Origin of the sequence: Aquitalea sp. FJL05 (assembly GCF_003852595.1) — a bacterium.
GTDB lineage: Bacteria > Pseudomonadota > Gammaproteobacteria > Burkholderiales > Chromobacteriaceae > Aquitalea > Aquitalea aquatilis.
Genome location: NZ_QAJS01000009.1, coordinates 140,660 through 157,356, shown reverse-complemented (window position 1 = coordinate 157,356; position 16,697 = coordinate 140,660). Strand labels below are relative to the sequence as shown.

General features: G+C 60.6%; 16 protein-coding genes. 8 read left to right on the top strand and 8 right to left on the bottom strand.

Annotation, left to right across the window (positions count from 1 at the left end; translation table 11 throughout):
• Positions 1-65: 65 nt before the first annotated feature.
• On the top strand, positions 66-998 hold the full coding sequence (locus tag DBR44_RS08805) for a LysR family transcriptional regulator (protein WP_124643706.1): 933 nt from the start codon (positions 66-68) through the stop codon (positions 996-998).
• 50 nt (positions 999-1,048) lie between these two features.
• Here the strand turns inward: DBR44_RS08805 and yiaY are convergent, their stop codons facing one another.
• Complete coding sequence (gene yiaY, locus DBR44_RS08800) at positions 1,049-2,179, bottom strand: L-threonine dehydrogenase (RefSeq protein WP_124643705.1); 1,131 nt, start codon at positions 2,177-2,179, stop codon at positions 1,049-1,051.
• Between the two features lie 209 nt (positions 2,180-2,388).
• Here yiaY and DBR44_RS08795 point away from each other — a divergent pair, with 209 nt between their 5' ends.
• Both DBR44_RS08795 and DBR44_RS08790 read left to right on the top strand, forming a co-directional pair.
• The gene (locus DBR44_RS08795) at positions 2,389-2,979 is read left to right on the top strand and encodes a HutD family protein (protein WP_158613582.1); all 591 of its coding nucleotides are present in this window, start codon (positions 2,389-2,391) and stop codon (positions 2,977-2,979) included.
• Positions 2,976-3,623 (top strand): ACP phosphodiesterase, encoded by a 648-nt coding sequence (locus DBR44_RS08790; RefSeq protein WP_124643703.1) that lies wholly within the window; start codon positions 2,976-2,978, stop codon positions 3,621-3,623. Before DBR44_RS08795 ends, DBR44_RS08790 begins: the two co-directional genes overlap by 4 nt.
• Here the strand turns inward: DBR44_RS08790 and DBR44_RS08785 are convergent.
• Positions 3,553-4,248, bottom strand: a complete 696-nt coding sequence (locus DBR44_RS08785) for a MarC family protein (RefSeq protein WP_233578433.1) — start codon at positions 4,246-4,248, stop codon at positions 3,553-3,555. The genes DBR44_RS08790 and DBR44_RS08785 overlap by 71 nt on opposite strands.
• A gap of 195 nt (positions 4,249-4,443) precedes the next feature.
• Positions 4,444-5,967: an amino acid permease gene (locus DBR44_RS08780; protein ID WP_124643701.1), complete on the bottom strand. Its 1,524-nt coding sequence runs from the start codon at positions 5,965-5,967 to the stop codon at positions 4,444-4,446.
• A 731-nt stretch (positions 5,968-6,698) separates the two neighbouring features.
• Here DBR44_RS08780 and infA point away from each other — a divergent pair.
• Together infA and DBR44_RS08770 are read left to right on the top strand one after the other, a co-directional pair.
• On the top strand, positions 6,699-6,962 hold the full coding sequence (infA, locus tag DBR44_RS08775) for a translation initiation factor IF-1 (RefSeq protein WP_059286936.1): 264 nt from the start codon (positions 6,699-6,701) through the stop codon (positions 6,960-6,962).
• A 370-nt stretch (positions 6,963-7,332) separates the two neighbouring features.
• A complete protein-coding gene (locus DBR44_RS08770; protein ID WP_124643700.1) occupies positions 7,333-8,532 on the top strand; it encodes an EAL domain-containing protein in 1,200 nt (399 codons plus the stop codon).
• Positions 8,533-8,553: 21 nt separating this feature from the next.
• Here the strand turns inward: DBR44_RS08770 and arfB are convergent, their stop codons facing one another.
• The 4 genes from arfB to DBR44_RS08750 form a co-directional block, all read right to left on the bottom strand.
• Positions 8,554-8,961, bottom strand: coding sequence for an alternative ribosome rescue aminoacyl-tRNA hydrolase ArfB (gene arfB / locus DBR44_RS08765; protein WP_124643699.1), 408 nt, complete (start codon positions 8,959-8,961; stop codon positions 8,554-8,556).
• A 4-nt stretch (positions 8,962-8,965) separates the two neighbouring features.
• Positions 8,966-9,541, bottom strand: a complete 576-nt coding sequence (locus DBR44_RS08760; protein ID WP_124643698.1) for a hydrolase — start codon at positions 9,539-9,541, stop codon at positions 8,966-8,968.
• 137 nt (positions 9,542-9,678) lie between these two features.
• A complete protein-coding gene (locus tag DBR44_RS08755; protein WP_124643697.1) occupies positions 9,679-10,923 on the bottom strand; it encodes a nitronate monooxygenase in 1,245 nt (414 codons plus the stop codon).
• A gap of 165 nt (positions 10,924-11,088) precedes the next feature.
• The gene (locus DBR44_RS08750) at positions 11,089-11,559 is read right to left on the bottom strand and encodes an Lrp/AsnC family transcriptional regulator (protein WP_124643696.1); all 471 of its coding nucleotides are present in this window, start codon (positions 11,557-11,559) and stop codon (positions 11,089-11,091) included.
• A gap of 132 nt (positions 11,560-11,691) precedes the next feature.
• On the opposite strand from DBR44_RS08750, the gene kynB reads away from it, so the two are divergent.
• From kynB to DBR44_RS08735, 3 genes are all read left to right on the top strand, one after another.
• Entirely contained in the window at positions 11,692-12,330 is a 639-nt protein-coding gene (kynB, locus tag DBR44_RS08745; RefSeq protein WP_124643695.1) for an arylformamidase, read from the top strand.
• Between the two features lie 28 nt (positions 12,331-12,358).
• On the top strand, positions 12,359-13,609 hold the full coding sequence (gene kynU / locus DBR44_RS08740) for a kynureninase (protein WP_124643694.1): 1,251 nt from the start codon (positions 12,359-12,361) through the stop codon (positions 13,607-13,609).
• A 131-nt stretch (positions 13,610-13,740) separates the two neighbouring features.
• Positions 13,741-15,117 carry an amino acid permease gene (locus DBR44_RS08735; RefSeq protein ID WP_124643693.1) on the top strand — a complete coding sequence of 459 codons (1,377 nt, stop codon included), beginning with the start codon at positions 13,741-13,743 and terminating at the stop codon, positions 15,115-15,117.
• A gap of 148 nt (positions 15,118-15,265) precedes the next feature.
• Here the strand turns inward: DBR44_RS08735 and gltX are convergent, their stop codons facing one another.
• Positions 15,266-16,651, bottom strand: coding sequence for a glutamate--tRNA ligase (gltX, locus tag DBR44_RS08730; protein ID WP_124643692.1), 1,386 nt, complete (start codon positions 16,649-16,651; stop codon positions 15,266-15,268).
• Positions 16,652-16,697: the final 46 nt, after the last annotated feature.

Genomic DNA, 16,697 nt, shown 5'->3' with positions numbered 1-16,697 from the left:
AGGGCTTGCCCTTGCCGCATGCTTGCAATACCGTATTGCAGTTTCTGCAATCAAGGCCAGCATCAATGAAACTGTTATGGGAGTTGCAGGTGTTCTGCACCGTGGTGGAGCGCAAGAGCTTCGTCTCGGCCGCCCGTCAGCTGGGCACCTCGCCCAGCACGGCCACCCGGGCCATTCAGGCGCTGGAAGAAAACCTGGGCACCAGCCTGCTGGCGCGCTCGCAAAAGCAGGTCAGCCTGACCATGGCCGGCGAAGCCTATTACGATACCGCGCGCCAGATGCTGCAATTGCAGCAGGAGGTTGAGGATGATCTGGCCATGCTGGCCAGCTCGCCACGCGGCTGGCTGCGTTTTTCTGCACCAGAGGTGATGGCCAGCCACTTTTTGCCGCCGCTGCTGCAAGAGCTGACCAGCCTCCACCCGCAGCTGCGCTTCGACATCCTGTACAGCGACACTATTCTGGAGCCCATCCGCGAGAAGCTGGATTTCAGCATCCGTGGCGCTTACCCCACCTCCAGCGAGCTGATCGGCTTTCCGCTATGGCCTTATCAACGCCGGCTGTATGCCAGCCCGGCCTATGTCGCCAGCCATGGTCTGCCGCTGCAGCCGGAAGAACTGACCGAACACGCCATTCTCATCCATGCTGCCCCGCGTATCCTGAAAGCCTGGAATTTTGTCTCGGACAGTCATCAGGTCAGCCTCAACCTGAATGCCAGCCACCGGGTGAGTTCCGGCAATGCGGTATTGCAAGCCGCCCTGGCCGGCTGGGGCGTGGCGCGCATGGGCGACTGGCTGGCCGAACCACTGGTGGCCAGTGGCCGGCTGCTGCGGCTGTGTCCGGACTACCGCATCGTGTCCAGCCGTGGCGAAGATGCGCAAATGCATGCGGTGTTTGCCAGCCGGCGCATTCCGCGCAAGGCCAGGCTGGTGCTCGACGCCATCCGCAGCGCGGCCCAGGCTGCCGGCTTTGGCAGCAGCCACCAACCTCATAAACCATGACAAAGGGCCGGCATAGCCGGCCCTGTTCACTGCATCAGACTACACCCTGCTTACATGGCTGCGCGGTAGATGGCACAGATTTCTTCGTGACTGGCCTGCAGCGGATTGGTAAAGCCACAGGCGTCTTTCAGCGCGTTGGTGGCCAGCACCGGAATATCTTCGTCCTTCACGCCCAGCAGCTTCAGACCGGCCGGAATACCCACGGTGGCAGCCAGCTGACGAATGGCTTCAATCGCCGCTTCGGCCGTGGCTTTCACCCCCAGCGCCTGGCCCACATCAGCCAGACGGGTGGCAGCCACCTTGCTGTTGAACACCTGCACATGCGGCAACAACACCGCATTGCACACGCCGTGCGGCAAGTCGTAGAAGCCACCCAGCTGGTGCGCCATGGCGTGGACATAGCCCAGCGAAGCATTGTTGAAGGCCATGCCAGCCAAAAACTGCGCATAGGCCATCTGTTCGCGTGCTTCCATGTCCTGGCCGTTTTCCACGGCGCGCGGCAGGAAGGCCACGATCAGGCTGATGGCCTTGAGCGCGCAGGCATCGGTAATCGGCGTGGCGATGGTGGAGACATAGGCCTCGATGGCATGGGTCAAGGCATCCATGCCGGTGGCGGCCGTCAGCGAAGGCGGCATGCCGGCCATGGTTTCCGGGTCGTTGACCGACAGAATCGGCGTGGTGTGCTTGTCGACGATGGCCATTTTGATATGGCGCGACTCATCAGTGATGATGCAGAAGCGGGTCATTTCACTGGCGGTGCCAGCCGTCGTATTGATGGCCACCAGCGGCAGCTGCGGCTTGGCCGACTTGTCCACGCCCTCGTAGTCCTGGATCTTGCCGCCATTCACCGCCACCAGCGCAATGCCCTTGGCGCAGTCGTGCGGCGAACCGCCGCCCAGCGAAATGACTAGGTCGCAGTGTTTTTCCTGCAGCAGGGCCAGGCCGGCATTGACGTTGGCGCAGGTCGGATTGGGATGCACCCCGTCAAATACCACGGACTGGATATCTGCACTCGCCAGCAGCGCGCTGACTTTGTCCGCCAGACCGGTCTTGACCAGGCCGGCATCGGTCACGATAAGGGCGCGTTTGAAACCCTGAGCCTGCATGCTGTCGACTGCCTGTTGCAGACAGCCGGCTCCCATCAGATTGACGGAAGGAATGAAGAATGCGCTGATGGCCATGATGATCTCCTCGTGGTGGGTTCAAGCTTTGTCTTTATCTTGGCACGACAGTGGAATGGCATATTGCGACAGATCAAGCGCCCCAACTTGTAGTTTCGCCACTACAAATTCGCAGCATAACAAGGGCTTGCCGGCCCGATGCCGCAGTGAAGATGCACGCTGGCGACCATCGGTGGATAATCGCTTTTTTTACCCCGCCCGAGCTTGCCATGCAGATCCTGCCCGCCCGCGACTACCCTGCCACGCCCTGGAAAAACGGCGGCGGCATTACCCGCCAGGTATTGATTTCACCGCCGGATGCCACGCTGGACAACTTCGATTACCGCATCAGCATCGCCAGTGTGGCCAGTGACGGTGATTTCTCCCGCTTCCCCGGCATCGACCGCCAGCTATTGCTGCTGCAGGGAGCTGCCTTGCTGTTGCAACGCGAAGACGGTAGCGAAGTGCGGCTGGATGCCTTCAGCCTGCCGCTGGCCTTTGCCGGCGAGGAGAATATCAGCAGCCGGCTGACGGAAGGCCCGGTGACCGATTTCAATGTGATGACCCGGCGTGGCCGCTATCTGCAGCAAGTGGAAGACTTCACCCTGAACGGTGAACGCCAGCTGCAAAGCGATGATGAAATCTTGCTGGTCTTGCTGGCTGCCGGCACCGAGCTGGAAATCAGCCGCGAAGATGGCCGCAGCTGTCGCCTGCAGCCACAGGACGCGCTGCTGCAACAACTGGCCATCGGCCTGACCCTGCGTAGCAGCACGGCGGTACGGGTGATTGTGGTGAGACTGAACCGGCTGTCGGCCGGATGAATTACCTGGCACATCTGCACCTGGCCCCGGACGATGCCAGCGCCCGCGTCGGCAACCTGCTGGGTGATTTCATCAAGCCGGCACATGCCGGCCATCTGCCGCTGGTGCTGCAACAAGGCATGGCCCTGCACCGCTGGATCGACAGCTATACCGACAGTCACCCGCTGGTATTACAAAGCAAGGCACGCATTGCCGCAGCACGGCGACGCTATGCCGGCATCCTGGTGGATATTTTTTACGATCATTTTCTGGCGCGGCACTGGCAGCAATTTTCTGCCATGCCGCTGGCCACATTTACCCGCCGCAGTTATGCCGAGCTACAGCAACACCGCCAATGGCTGCCGCCACGCCTGCTCGAGATACTGCCGCGCATGCAGGCCGAAGACTGGCTGCTGTCCTATGCCAGCCACAGCGGCATTGCGGCGGTGCTGGATGGTTTCTCCCGCCACCGCATTCAGCGTGCCAATCCGGTCGCGGCCGGCATCGAGGACCTACAGCAGCACCATGCAGCGCTGGAGCAGGACTTCCTCGCCTTCTACCCGCAATTGCAGCAGGCACTGCGCGACATGCAGGCTAGCGATGCAGCAGATTGGCATTACTCTGAATCAGCTCGACAAACAGCTGCTCCACCCCTTCCCACATGATCTGCACCCCCAGACACATCAGGATGAAGGCTGACAGGCGCAGGAACACCACCGAGCCGGTCTGCCCCAGATAGCCCAGCAGCTTGTCGGCATGGCGGTAGCACATATACACCAGCACCGACAGCGACAGCACGGCCGCCAGGCTGGCCATGGGCACCAGCATGTACTTGATCATCGGCTTGCCGGTTACCGTCAGCGATGCGCCCACGGTGATCGAGACCGAAATCGAACCCGGCCCCACCGTCAGCGGAAAGGTCAGCGGGTAAAACGCCCGCTGCTTGAGTTCATCGCGGTTTTCCTGCCGCACCGGCTCGCTGGAGGGCTGGGTACTCTCGGCCGGGTTGTCATTCAGCATGCGCCACGCCGCCAGCGAAATCAGCAGGCCGCCGGACAACTGCACCACCGGCAACGACACCCCGAAAAATTCCAGCACAAAACTGCCCACATACATGCTGCCCAACAGCAACAGGAAGCAGTACATGGCAATACGCCGCGCCAGGAAGGCACGCTGCTGCTTGCTGTTGCGCGCCGTCATGGAAATGAAAATGGGCACCAGTCCGGGGGGATTGATGATGGGCAGCAAGGCTGCCAGCACAAATAGATACTTGCTGAAAAAAAGCGACATCAAGGCCATATTATTGTTCTCCGGGTATGCACCCGCAATGCGGTGGTGGGGTCTGCCAACGTCGGCTGAGTGCGGCGATTGTAGCCTGCCGGCGGCACAGATACACCATTGCTGAACAGCACGTGATCGCGCTGTCAGCACACACGACAACGGCCCGGTCAAACCGGGCCGTTGCATGGCAGTTCAGACGAGCAATCAGCCGGTGGTTTGCTGCGCCAGTTGGCCGTCAGCCAGCTCATCGCGCTTGAGCTGGGCGTGCGCCTCGGCCAGTGCGATCTTGTCCAGCGCAATCAGCTTGCTGCCGTGCTTCCATTTGTAGCCCAGCCACAGCAACAGGAACAGCGGAATGCCAATATAGGTGGCAATGATGCCGTTCCAGTCCACCTTGGCACTGGTGAAGGCGGCATAGTTCTGACCCAGCATGATCAGCATGCACAGCGCGAAGGCAAACAGCGGCCCCAGCGGGAACCAGCGCGCCTTGTAGGGCAGATCGGCCAGATCATATCCCTGCTTCACATAGGCACGGCGGAAGCGGTAATGGCAGATGGCAATCCCCAGCCAGGCGATGAAACCGGTCATGCCGGAAGAATTCAGCAGCCACAGATAGACGGCATTGCTCTCGAACAGCGAAGTCAGGAAGCACAGCGCGGCAATCACCGTGGTGGCATACAGTGCATTGCGCGGTACGCCACTGCTCGACAGCTGGCCGAACCAGGCCGGTGCCATCTTGTTCTTGGCCATCACATACAGCATGCGGGTAGAGGCATACATGCCGGAATTACCGGCCGACAGGATGGCCGACAGGATAACCGCGTTCATCAGGCTGGCCGACAGCGCCAGACCGGCGCGACTGAACACCAGGGTGAAGGGACTGGCCCCCACATCCTGCACGTCGTTCTTCAGCAGCATCGGATCGTTATACGGCAGGATGAAGCCGATGATCAGGATGGACAGCATGTAGAACATCAGGATGCGCCAGAAAATCTGCTTCACCGCGCGCGGAATGGTCTTGGCCGGATGACTGGACTCGCCTGCCGCCACACCGATCAGCTCAGTGCCCTGGAAAGAGAAACCGACAATCATCGACACGCTGACAAAGGCCGCCATACCGCCGACAAAGGGGCCGTCACCATGCGTGAATACGCTCAAGCCCGGCGCATAACGACTGTTGTCCGGATGGAACATGATGCCCCAGATCATCATGAAACCGATGATGATGAAGGCGATGATGGTGATGACCTTGAGCATGGAACACCAGAACTCCGCCTCGCCAAAACCCTTCACCGAGAAATAATTGAGGGCAAAGATGATGGCCAGGAACACAGCACTCCACACCACGCCAGGCACATGCGGAAACCAGTAATGCATCACGATGGAGGCTGCCGCCAGTTCCACGGCAATGGTTACCGCCCAGTTATACCAATAGTTCCAGCCCTGGGCGAAACCAAAGGAGTGATCAACGAAACGCGAACCATATACCTGAAAAGAACCGGACACCGGCATGAAAGCCGCCATCTCGCCCAGGCTGGTCATCAGGAAATACACCATCAGCCCGATCAGGGCATAGGACAGCAAGGCACCGCCCGGTCCGGAAGTGGCTACCGTGGCCCCCGAGGCCAGAAACAAGCCGGTGCCGATGGAGCCGCCAATGGCGATCATGGACAGGTGACGCGCCTGCAGGCTGCGCCGTAGTCCTTCGCCTTCTCTATTATTTTCCATAGTCTGTCCCACTGCAGAGTTTCCAACTGTTACCCCCCTTGCCGGCAATAAACATCAGCAAAGGGTAATGATCGAAACCGTACAGGATGTCAGCAGGCCACGGAATAATCCAGCCAAATTTTGTATTGAATTGTAAGAATATGAATGATGAATTTTCTTTTAATGACAAAAATCAAGCAATTGTCACTTGTGGCCCGCGCCACAGGGCGGCGCACAAGGCAAATGGGCCATGCCGGCACCCACACCCAGCTCATCACCAAGAGCCCGAACACTGCCCCCCGCCTGACTTGCCGATGACTCAGGCCGCAGCACCCGGAGTAGCCGGCACGCGCAAGCGAGCATCCACCACGGCCGGCACGGGCAATCCAGCGCCAATCGCGTGCCGGACTGCGCGTCTTGCAACAGATGGCACCTTCGCTAAGCTGCGGATGCATAAGTGTTTTTAGCCATTGCAACAGCACGGCAAGGGACCAAGCCAATTCCGCCTACATTTCTACTGACAAATCAGCCATTTAGCCGTATAATGCGCCCTGCCTCCTTCCGGACCGTTCCCCAGCACGGGGTTCAATCCGTCTGCCTTGCCTTGGTAACGGCACATTTTTACTGTGTGCTACCTGTCTTACCTGCTTGGTTATCGATAGAAGCAATCTGTTATCACAGATCGTGCGGCGCTCCGTGAGGGACTGCCGCATGGGCTATTGGCCCACCCGTTACACTGAAAGGAATCGTTAATGTCCAAAGAAGACATGATCGAGCTGCAAGGCGTTGTCATTGAAATGCTGCCGGAATCGCGCTTCCGCGTGCGTCTGGACAACAACGTGGAAATCCTGGCCTATGGCTCGGGCAAGATGAAGATGCACCGCATCCGCGTCCTGGTTGGCGACCGCGTTACCGTGGAAATGTCTCCCTACGACCTGACCAAGGGTCGCATCAACTTCCGTCACCCGACCGCACCGGTTGGCGGCGGCGCACCGCACCACTTCAAGCGTCGTTGATAAGCTGAGTCCCCTCGCGGCCACTCAGCCCACCTGTGGGTCGCGTAGTCAGTTCCTGCCTTGCCCGCCGGCTATTCTGCCCGGCATCATATCGCAGCACACTGCCCCGGAAGTGATGACCATATGGTCCATCGCTTTGCGGCAGGTGACCGCTTGACGGCTGCCCGGCCGCCGGACCCTAGTCCCGGCCTTCAGCCGCCTGCTTTTGCCCTTGCGCCATTCTGCCGTCGAATCGCAATCTCTTCACCGTGAAATCCGGTAAAATTTCTAGCAAAAATTTACAAATCACTGATTTATCGATTTTTCTACTGGCAAGAAGGCATGACACCTGCTTAGATTGAGACATACTCTTCTGAACAGTGCGTCAGCCATGACCAGCCAGATTCCAAGACAGATCCTGCTCGCTGAAGACAGCAGCAGTCAGCGCAGCCTGCTCAAGGCGCTCTGCCTGCAAATACCCAATACCGTGGTGCACGAAGCTGCCGACGGCAGCTGGGCGTTTCAGCTCAGTCGCAAGATTCCCAAACTGGACCTGGTCATCACCGATCTGAACATGCCCGGCATGGATGGTATCGAGCTGGTGGAGCAGCTGTCGCGCCAGCCGCATATTCCCTCGCTGCTGCTGATCAGCGGCCACTCGCCGGAACTGCTGTCCAACAGCGTGCGCGCCGCCCAGGAGCTGGGTTTTACCGGCATCGGTCATCTGGCCAAACCAATCGATGATGACCTGTTTCTGACCGAAATCACCCGCCTGCTCGATGTGCATCAGGACATCAGCGACAGCAAGAGCAGCCTGCCGCTGATCGACATCATTACCGGGCTGGCACACAACCAGTTTTGCGCCTTCTATCAGCCGATTTACGATTTGTGCCAGGGCCGCGCCGTGCAGATCGAGGCGCTGGCGCGCTGGCGGCATCCGCAGCAAGGCATACTGGGGCCCAACCAGTTCATCGGCATGCTGGAGCACGAAGGCTTTATCTCGCTACTGACCAACCGCATCGTGCAAACCAGCCTGGACATGCTGATCCGCGAGCCGAACATGCAACAGCTGCGGCTGTCGATCAATCTGTCGCGCCGCCTGCTGGATGACCGCGAGTTTCTCGACTGGCTGGTCGAACAGGTGGCATCACGCGGACTGGCGTTTGACCGCATCGTGCTGGAAATCACCGAAACCATGGCCTTCACCAATTTCGGCCACACCCTGGCTACCCTGCTGCGGCTGCGCATGCGTGGCTTCGAATTGTCGCTGGATGATTTTGGCACTGGCCATACCACGCTGGAACACATCAAGAACCTGCCGCTGACCGAGCTGAAGTTCGACCGCATCCTGATCAAGGACATCCACCGCGATGCCCGCAGCCAGAGCATCATTTCCGGCATGGCCAATATTGCCCGCGAACTGGGCCTGCGCATGGTGGCAGAAGGCATAGACAACACCGATGATCTGGACTACCTGTGCACACAGCATCCGGACATCGAGCTACAAGGCTTTCTGCTATGCCGGCCCGTACCGGCCGAAGAACTGGGCAAGCACATCTTCCCCAGCTGTCAGTTCAGCCGGCGCGCCTGAGCGCCCCACCGCCCCGCCGCATCAATCTGGGATCTTGCCGCGCAAGGCCTTGATGCCGCTGCGCCGCGACTTGCCCTCCAGCCTGCGCTGTTTCGAGCCATAAGTAGGCCGGGTGGCATGCCTGGCCTTGGGCACATGCGCTGCCGCATCCACCATGGCCTGCAGCCGCGCCAGTGCATCGGCCCGGTTCAGCTCCTGCGTGCGGTGTTGCTGCGCCTTGATGATGATGACGCCCTCCTTGCTCAGGCGGGCATCCCCCAGGGCCAATAGCCGCAGTTTGACGCGCTCGGGCAGGCTGGAAGCCATGACATCGAAACGCAAGTGAATGGCAGACGAGACCTTGTTGACGTTCTGGCCACCCGCGCCCTGGGCGCGGATGGCCGTCAGCTCTACCTGTTGCGGGTCGATGCGGCAATCTTCGCGAGCCATGCGGCTAGACGGCCAGTGCCTGCAGCACCTCGGCGGTACTGCGCACCCGACCCAGCCGCGGAAAGATATGCTGCACGGAAAACTGGTGACACTCCAGCTGCGGGCAGCTCATGGCATCTTCTGCCAGCACCACGGCATAGCCACGCTCCCAGGCGGCACGCGCCGTCGAATCCACCCCGATATGGGTGGAGATGCCCGCCAGCACCACGGTGCGCACACCGCGCCGGCGCAGTTGCAAATCCAGCTCGGTGCCATAAAAGGCATTCCACTGTCGCTTGATGATCTGGATGTCGCTGGCCGCCACCTCCAGCTCTGCTGGCTGTTGCAGCCAGTTGTCCGGCACCTGCGTGGCTGGCGGCTGCAGGTCGGTGGGCAGCTTCAGTGCATCCCCTCCATCGGCCGACCAGCCCACTCGCACCAGCACCACCGGCGCACCAGCTGCGCGAAACGCCCGCGCCAGCGTGGCCGAGCGTTCCAGCACCTGTTCGGTGTCATAGGGTTGTTTGGCAAAACCGAGAACGCCCTGCTGCAGATCGACCAGGATCAGGGCGGTGGTGGCGGGATCAAAACGGTCCGGCATGGCAGTCCTCAAACAGTGACAAGACAGGCTCCGACGATACTACTGCCAGCGCCGCTTCAACAAGAAAAATGGCGAAACGCCGCAGCGTTTCGCCATGTTCCACTACCGGTCCAGCCAGACCAGGTGCGGGTACGACATCAATCCGGCAGGGCGACCTTGCCATCCTTGCTGAACTGGTAGTCCTTGAACACGTGTTCGGCGCTGAGGATCTGGTAGCTGCCATCCTCGTTGCGACGGGTGGTGTCCTTCAGACGATAGGTGTATTGACCGCAGGTCCAGCAATCGAAGTTGCGCATATGCGTACACAGACAGGTCTTGTCCATCACCTTGATGCGGCGCTCGCCCGGATGGGCGGCCACTTCGCGGTTATAGGCCTGGATGTAGGCACAGCCGCCGCTGGCGTCCAGCAGATAGCCGTAAGCCTCGCAATTGGGGCGAATGCCGTCGCCAATGGCCGGGCAGGACTTGATCATGCGCATCGGGTAGCCGGTCGGCGACAGCTGGTTGACTTCGATATCGTCTTCCGTCGCCTTGAAATACTCCTGCTGCACCTTTTCCGGCAGGCCGCATTCGCGGGTGACAGTAAAGCGGGTGGCCACCTGCACAGCACCAGCACCGTTTTCCAGAAAGGCCGTGGCATCGCTGCCGGTAAAGATGCCGCCAGCCGGAATCAGCGGAATATCCAGCTGCTCGGCCTGCATCCAGGCGTGAATCTCGGCCACGATGGTCGCCAGATCATACTGCGCCCAGTCCATGCCGAAACCCAGGTGACCGCCAGCCAGCGGGCCTTCCACCACCACGTAGTCCGGCAGACGGCCGGTACGGGCGGATTTTTTCAGGAACAGCTGCAAGGCGCGCAAGGACGAAACAATGATGCCCAGCTTCACATCACGAAAACGCGGATGGTCTTCGATCAGTGCAAACGAGCCCAGATGCAGGCCCGCAGCCAGGGTGATGCCGTCGATGCCGGCATCCATGGCGGTTTGCATGCGTACGCGCAAGGTTTCCTTGGGCGCATTCATGGTGAGCTTTTCCATACAGTTGATGAAAATCAGCCCGTCGCCCTTTTTGGCTTCCATGGCGGAGCCAACGTGCATTCTGGTGGCTTCGGCCAGAATATCCAGGTCAAACTTGACCACGGATTTATCGGCGTTTTCCACGTTGAATTTGTACTGTTTGAGCTTGTCCTTGACGAACTTGGTATTGAAGCGGCGGTCGGTTACCGTCGGCACCATGGCATCGGAAATATGACCGATGCCGCCCAGACGGGCCGCCTCCAGCGACAGGGCAACGGTGGAGATGTCCACACCCATGCCACCGACCATGATGGGAACCAGCTCTTGCTTGCCCAGACGCAGGCGGAAATCGTCAACACACTTCATTTTGATGAACCTCAGTTTGGCTGGGCGGCATTATCCCCCATCCCTTTACACAAAATCCATTTTTTTAGAGTTTTTGCTCGCAGCCAAGGTAAGTCAGGCGGACCAGCGGGTGCCAGCGGCCTCCACTCAAGCATACAAGGCCTTTGTTACCGTGGTGCGCCAGGCTCAGCGCATGGCCAGGGGCAGCCGGTCTCGGGTGTCCTTCACGGTTTTCAGCACGATGAAGGAACTGAAATCACGCATGCCGGGCACCTTGTTCAGCTTCTCGACGATGAAATCGGAAAACGCCGGCAAGCTGCGACAGCGTACATGCAGAATGTAATTGCAGGGCCCGGTCACCACATAGGCTGCGGTCACCTCCTCGAAAGCCTCCATCTGCTGCAAGAACTCGCCATGCCAGTCATCCCGGCTGCGATCCAGCGTGACCTGCACGATGGCCTCCAGCTCGAAGCCCAGCGCCACCGCGTCCAGTTCGGCGTGGTAGCCACGAATCAGCCCCCCCTCCTCCAGCGTGCGTACCCGACGCAAACAGGCAGATGGCGACAGCGCCACCTGGTCGGCCAGATCCTGATTGCTGAGCCGGCCGTTGTGCTGCAATGCAGAAAGAATCCGCACATCAATGGCATCCAGCTGCATTTGCAACTTCCTTTCTTCCTCAATGAAATTTGTTGAATATTCTGCGAAATATCAACACTCCACAAGTTGAACTTGCAATTTTTCAAAACAATCACGGTGCTAACATGAATTGTCCAATCCATGGAGAGCACCATGCTGTATGACATCAGCCCACCGCTCTATGCCGGCATGCCAGTGTGGCCGGGAGATACCGCGCTACAGGAAAGCCCGGCCTGGCAGCTGGATGCACATTGCCCGGTCAATGTCGCCCGGCTGACCTTGTCGCCGCACAGTGGCGCGCATGCCGATGCCCCGCTGCATTACCAGGCGGACGGCCTGCCCATCGGCCTGGTCGATCTGGATGCCTATCTTGGCCCCTGTCGCGTGGTGCACAGCCTGGACGCCGCACCGCTACTCACCCTGCCCCGGCTGCAGCAGGCACTGGCAGGCCAGCCGGACCCGCTGCCACCACGGCTGCTGATCCGCTGCTATCGGCAGTTTCCGCAGCAATGGGATGCCGACTTCTGCGCCATGGACCCGGCACTCATCCACTGGCTGGGCCAGCAAGGCGTGCGGCTGATCGGCGTGGATACCGCCTCGCTGGATGCGGCAGACAGCAAGACGCTGGACGCCCACCACGCCGTCGCCCACCACGGCATGGCGATTCTGGAAAACCTGTGGCTGGACGAGATTCCACCCGGTGACTACGAGCTGATCGCCCTGCCACTGAAACTGATCAATCTGGATGCCAGTCCGGTCCGCGCCGTACTGCGCAGCCCCCTGCCCCGATAACAAACACAGCACCACAAAGGAGAAACTGATGCTGACTCGTGAACACTGCCTGGCCGCCGACCGCCAGGATCAACTGGCCGGCCTGCGCCAGCAATTCGACCTGCCGCCGGGTGTGCTCTATCTGGATGGCAATTCATTGGGCGTACTGCCCAACAGCGCCGAGGCACGCAGCCTGGAAGTATTGCGCCAGGAATGGGGCGTGGGCCTGATCCGCAGCTGGAATACTGCCGGCTGGTTCGAACTGCCGCGCCGGCTGGGCAACAAGCTGGCCGGGCTGATCGGTGCCGGCACGGATGAAGTGGTGATTACCGACACCACCTCGCTCAATATCTTCAAGGCACTGGCCGCCGCCATCCGCATCCAGCAGCACGCCGCACCGGCGCGCAAGGTGATCGTGTCCGAGCGCGACAACTTCCCCACCGACCTGTACATGATCCAGGGCATGATCGACCTGCTGCAGCAGGGCTACGAGATGCGACTGATCGACGACACCCTGTCGCTGGAACAGGCACTGGACGAAGACGTGGCCGTGTTGCTGCTGTCGCACGTCAATTACCGTACCGGTGCCATGTATGACATGGCCGCCGTCACCGCACAGGCCCATCAGCAAGGTGCGCTCACTATCTGGGACCTGGCCCATGCCGCCGGGGCAGTACCGGTGGACCTCAATGGCAGCAAGGCCGACTTTGCCGTCGGCTGCACCTACAAATACCTCAATGGCGGCCCCGGCTCACCCGCCTTCATCTGGGTAGCGGCCCGCCATCAGGATGGTTTCTGGCAACCCTTGTCCGGTTGGTGGGGCCACTCGCGCCCGTTTGACATGGCTGTGGATTACCAGCCGGCCCAGGGCATCCGCCGCTTTCTGTGCGGCACCCAGCCCATCCTGTCGATGTCGCTGGTGGAGTGCGGGCTGGACGCCACCCTGCAAACCAGCATGGCGGCACTGCGCGAGAAATCGCTGGCCTTGACCGACCTGTTCATCCAACTAGTGGAGGAGCGCTGCAGCCACCATCCGCTAACGCTGATCACCCCGCGCGAACATGGCCGCCGTGGCAGCCATGTCAGCTATCGCCATCCCGAGGGCTATGCCGTGATGCAGGCGCTGATCGACCGTGGCGTCATCGGTGATTACCGCGAGCCGGAAGTGCTGCGCTTTGGCATTACCCCGCTCTATCTGAGCCATACCGACATCTGGGATGCCGTGGAAATCCTGCGCGACATTCTGGACAGCGCCAGCTGGGACCAGCCGCGCTTCAAGCAGCGTCACGCCGTGACCTGAGCCACACCCCGCCAGCCGCCCGGCTGGCGGTTGTCACCCGGTAACACACCATCACGGGAGCCGAGCGCATCCAGGCCGCGCCATGGCCAAGAGAAATGCGCAGCTCCACCAAGGAAGGTAAAGGAGAAGACATGAGTTTTGACCAAATCCAGCAGCGCGAAAGCGGACTGCAACGCCGGCTGAGCGGCCGGCAGATGAGCATGATCGCCATCGGCGGTGCCATTGGCACCGGCCTGTTTCTGGGCAGCAAGTTTGCCATCGGCTTTGCCGGCCCCAGCGTCTTGCTCAGCTATGCCATCGGCGGGCTGATCACCCTGCTGCTGATGGGCTGCCTGGCGGAAATGACCATCGCCCACGCCACATCCGGTTCGTTTGGTGCTTTTGCCGAGCATTACATCAGCCCGCTGGCGGGCTTTCTGGTGCGCTACAGCTACTGGACCTGCATTGTCATGGCGGTGGGTACCGAAGTCACCGCAGTGGCCGAATACATGCAGTACTGGTTCCCCCACGCACCATCGTGGATCTGGATCGTACTGTTCTCCGGCGTGCTGATCGGCGTCAATGCCATGAGTGTCAAAGCCTTTGGCACGGTGGAATACTGGTTTTCCGCCATCAAGATTTTTGCCATCGTCGGCTTCATCCTGCTGGGTGGCTATGTGGTGTGGGGCAGCGGCAACCCGGCCTATGGCACGCAGAACTTCACCAACCATGGCGGCTTTTTCCCGCACGGCTGGTGGGGAATGTGGGTGGCGGTGGTGATCTCCATCTTCAGCTATCTGAGCGTGGAAATGATCGCGGTGGCAGCGGGTGAAGCAGAACACCCGGAACAGGCGGTGCGCCACGCCTTTCGCGCCACCATCGTGCGCCTGCTGGTGTTTTACGTCTTGTCGCTGACCCTGATTCTGGCCATCGTGCCCTGGGATGGTCTGGGCAAGGGCAGCAGCCCCTTTGTCACCGTGATGCAGGTGCTGGGCATTCCCTACGCGGCCGGCATCCTCAACTTCGTCGTCATCATCGCGGCGCTGTCGGCCATGAACAGCCAGCTCTACATCACCACCCGCATGATGTTCAGCCTGTCGCGCGCCGGCGATGCCCCGGCCAGCCTGGGCAAGCTCAACCACAACGGCATTCCGCTCAACGCCCTGCTGCTGTCCACCAGCGGCATTGCGCTGGCTACCCTGCTGTTTGTGCTGTTCCCCGGCCAGGCCTTCACGCTGATGATGTCGCTGTCGATGTTTGGCGCGCTGTTTACCTGGATGATGATCTTCCTCACCCACTGGTATTTCCGCCGTCATCACCAGCGCCACGGCACCAAACCGCTGGCTTTCCGCCTGCCCTTTTTCCCCGTTTCCACCCTGCTGGGCCTGGGGCTGATGCTGGCCATCCTGCTGACCACGGCGCTGACCGATGTCTTCCGTCTGACGCTGGCCTTCGGCCTGCCCTTCCTGCTGCTGCTGATTGTGCTGTACCGCTTTGTCCGGCCGCGCAGACCAGCCAGCCCGTCATAAGAGCCGCTAAGCAAAACCCTGCTGCGGCGTAGCGCCTTGCCCCAGCGACGCTACGCCATCTTGTCGGCCGGGCTAAATCGCAAGGCCGCCACAGCAGAATGCAAAAAGCCACCCCGCGGGGTGGCTTTGTCTGGTCAGACAGGCAAAATCAGCCGCGCAGGCGGCGCAGCACTTCTTCCTTGCCGATCACGGCCAGGACCGCGTCTACCGACGGGGTCTGGGTGGTGCCGCACACCAGCACGCGCAGCGGCATGCCCAGCTGGCCCATCTTGATGCCTTCTTCGGCGCAGAAGGGCTTGAACAGCTCATGGATGCTTTCTGCGGTCCAGCTGTCCAGTGCGGCCAGCTTGTCGGCAAAGCGGCCCATGCGGGCGACGGCGTCGCCAGCCAGGTGCTTTTCCACGTCGGCAGCGGCGGCTTCACGTTTCTTGTAGAAGTAATCCACTTCCACCGCCAGCGCGTTCAGGTCTTGCACACGCTCCTTGACCAGGGCAATCACGTCTTCGATGGCCGGACCGGTGCTGGCATCCACTCCGGCAGTCGCCAGACGCGGCGCAATCAGCGCAGCCAGGCGGCTGTTGTCGGCGGCCTTGATGTGCTGGGCGTTCAGCCACAGGAATTTTTCCTGGTTGAAACGGCTGGCCGAGGCGCTGACCGCTTCCAGGCTGAACCATTCGACAAACTGCTTCATGTCGAAGAATTCGTCATCTCCATGGCCCCAGCCCAGACGGGCCAGATAGTTGAGCAGCGCTTCCGGCAGAATGCCCTTGTCGGCGTAGTCCACCACGCTCACCGCATCGCGGCGCTTGGACATTTTCTGGCCGTCTTCATTCAGGATCATCGGCAGGTGGCCGTACACCGGCAACGGTGCGTTCAGCGCCTGCAGGATGTTGATCTGGCGCGGGGTATTGTTGACATGGTCGTCACCGCGAATCACATGGGTGATCTGCATGTCCCAGTCGTCCACCACCACGCAGAAGTTGTAGGTGGGGCTGCCGTCCGGGCGGGCGATGATCAGGTCGTCCAGCTCGGTGTTGGAGAATTCGATACGGCCCTTGACCGCGTCGTCCCAGGCCACCGTGCCGTCCAGCGGGGTGCGGAAGCGGATCACCGGCTCCACGTTGGCCGGAATGGCCGGCAGGGTCTTGCCCTCTTCCGGACGCCAGCGGCGGTCGTAGCGCGGCTTTTCGCCATTGGCTTCCTGCTCGGCACGCATGGCTTCCAGCTCGTCCTTGCTGCAGTAGCAGCGATAGGCATGGCCGGACTCCAGCAGTTGCTGGATCACTTCCTTGTAGCGGTCGAAACGCTGGGTCTGATAGAAGGGGCCTTCGTCATAATCCAGACCTACCCAGTGCATGCCGTCCATGATGGCCTTGACCGACTCCGGCGTGGAGCGCTCAAGGTCGGTGTCTTCGATACGCAGCACGAAAACGCCATTGTTCTTGCGGGCATAGGCCCAGGAAAAGAGAGCGGTGCGCACGCCACCGATATGCAGATAGCCGGTGGGGCTGGGGGCAAAACGGGTACGGATCATGATGGGATGGGTCCAGCCGGATGAAGAAAGGCGCTATTGTACGCCG

Excerpts from the sequence above, each read along its gene's own strand:
- DBR44_RS08805 (WP_124643706.1), top strand. The coding sequence starts at position 66 with ATGAAACTGTTATGGGAGTTGCAGGTGTTCTGCACCGTGGTGGAGCGC.
- yiaY (WP_124643705.1), bottom strand. The coding sequence starts at position 2,179 with ATGGCCATCAGCGCATTCTTCATTCCTTCCGTCAATCTGATGGGAGCC.
- DBR44_RS08795 (WP_158613582.1), top strand. The coding sequence starts at position 2,389 with ATGCAGATCCTGCCCGCCCGCGACTACCCTGCCACGCCCTGGAAAAAC.
- DBR44_RS08790 (WP_124643703.1), top strand. The coding sequence starts at position 2,976 with ATGAATTACCTGGCACATCTGCACCTGGCCCCGGACGATGCCAGCGCC.
- DBR44_RS08785 (WP_233578433.1), bottom strand. The coding sequence starts at position 4,248 with ATGTCGCTTTTTTTCAGCAAGTATCTATTTGTGCTGGCAGCCTTGCTG.
- DBR44_RS08780 (WP_124643701.1), bottom strand. The coding sequence starts at position 5,967 with ATGGAAAATAATAGAGAAGGCGAAGGACTACGGCGCAGCCTGCAGGCG.
- infA (WP_059286936.1), top strand. The coding sequence starts at position 6,699 with ATGTCCAAAGAAGACATGATCGAGCTGCAAGGCGTTGTCATTGAAATG.
- DBR44_RS08770 (WP_124643700.1), top strand. The coding sequence starts at position 7,333 with ATGACCAGCCAGATTCCAAGACAGATCCTGCTCGCTGAAGACAGCAGC.
- arfB (WP_124643699.1), bottom strand. The coding sequence starts at position 8,961 with ATGGCTCGCGAAGATTGCCGCATCGACCCGCAACAGGTAGAGCTGACG.
- DBR44_RS08760 (WP_124643698.1), bottom strand. The coding sequence starts at position 9,541 with ATGCCGGACCGTTTTGATCCCGCCACCACCGCCCTGATCCTGGTCGAT.
- DBR44_RS08755 (WP_124643697.1), bottom strand. The coding sequence starts at position 10,923 with ATGAAGTGTGTTGACGATTTCCGCCTGCGTCTGGGCAAGCAAGAGCTG.
- DBR44_RS08750 (WP_124643696.1), bottom strand. The coding sequence starts at position 11,559 with ATGCAGCTGGATGCCATTGATGTGCGGATTCTTTCTGCATTGCAGCAC.
- kynB (WP_124643695.1), top strand. The coding sequence starts at position 11,692 with ATGCTGTATGACATCAGCCCACCGCTCTATGCCGGCATGCCAGTGTGG.
- kynU (WP_124643694.1), top strand. The coding sequence starts at position 12,359 with ATGCTGACTCGTGAACACTGCCTGGCCGCCGACCGCCAGGATCAACTG.
- DBR44_RS08735 (WP_124643693.1), top strand. The coding sequence starts at position 13,741 with ATGAGTTTTGACCAAATCCAGCAGCGCGAAAGCGGACTGCAACGCCGG.
- gltX (WP_124643692.1), bottom strand. The coding sequence starts at position 16,651 with ATGATCCGTACCCGTTTTGCCCCCAGCCCCACCGGCTATCTGCATATC.